The following is a 1,086-nucleotide window of genomic DNA, read 5'->3' as shown; positions in this document are numbered from 1 at the left end:
GCGTAGAGAATGCAGATGACGTTACCGGGGCCAACTCTGTGCCATGGCAAGCCCAGTATCAAGGCGTGTAGCTGTTCGGTACTCAGCTCCATTTGTGAGCCGTGGCGCATGCCAGGCCAAGCGAATTTGCCTTGATGGAGCCGACGTGCCGCCAACCAGATGCCCAACCCGTCGTGCACCAGGACTTTCATGCGGGTGGCGCGGCGGTTGGCGAAAAGATAAGCACAGTGCGGCTGCGCCGCACCGAACACTGAAATCACGCGGGCCATGGCGGTGTCGGTGCCAGCGCGCATATCCATCGGCTCGGTGGCGAGCCAGATGGTATCGATGCGGATCATCGCAACAGCTCTCGAAGAAAACTTGCGCAGGCGGCTGCGCTGTCCACTGGCCAAGTCATGTTGACGGGCGTGCGCGGGTGCTGGATTTCAAGGCAAATACTGGAGGGCTGAGCCTGCGATCCAGCGCCGAGCATCTGAGGATGCAGCGGGATGAACGCAGGCTTAAGCGCCACGGCTTTTTGATTGTGCAGCCGAATCCATTTATGGACGAGGTTAGCATTGAGGCTGTGGCCCAAGGCGATGTTTGCGATGGAGGCGCCGGGCTCGGAACATTCCTGGATGACCTGGGCTTTGAAAGATTTGCTGTAGGTTCGGCGCTGAGGGTGCATGGGAAATCCGCTTGATGGGCCAGAAATGGTGTCCACTTAAATTAGGTGGACACCATGGCCTTCGGCGGTTGCGTCAGGAAGATGTGTTGGCCGGACGGATACCAATGTCATCCGCAAATGGATGCCGCTCTATCGAAATCAGCCCGCAGCGACTTCACTACCAGCCTTCGTCCCGCTTAAGGCCGCACCTAAACGGCCAGCCGAAGCGTCAGTAATCATCGAGTTGCCCATGGCCGGGCAAGTGATCACGGTGAAATGGCCAACCTCAGATCCTGAGGGCTGCGCGCAATTTATCCGGGCTGTCTCTCAATGATCCGCATCGATGCGATCTGGCTGGCCACCGAGCCGATGGACATGCGCGCCGGTACCGAAACCGCTTTAGCCCGAGTAATCGCGGTGGTTGGTGCGGCGAAGCCGCA

The 1,086-nt window shown here is 59.0% G+C and carries 2 protein-coding genes; both read right to left on the bottom strand.

Going from position 1 to position 1,086, the window contains the following annotated elements:
* The coding region (gene tnpB, locus C4K88_RS18160; protein WP_146065751.1) for an IS66 family insertion sequence element accessory protein TnpB at positions 1-338 on the bottom strand (338 nt) is incomplete at its 3' end.
* A complete protein-coding gene (gene tnpA / locus C4K88_RS18155; protein ID WP_206604401.1) occupies positions 335-667 on the bottom strand; it encodes an IS66-like element accessory protein TnpA in 333 nt (110 codons plus the stop codon). The genes tnpB and tnpA, both read right to left, overlap by 4 nt.
* Positions 668-1,086: the final 419 nt, after the last annotated feature.

Source organism: Arthrobacter pityocampae (assembly GCF_002927275.1).
Lineage (GTDB): Bacteria > Actinomycetota > Actinomycetes > Actinomycetales > Micrococcaceae > Arthrobacter_D > Arthrobacter_D pityocampae.
This window is presented reverse-complemented; position numbering and strand designations above follow the sequence as displayed.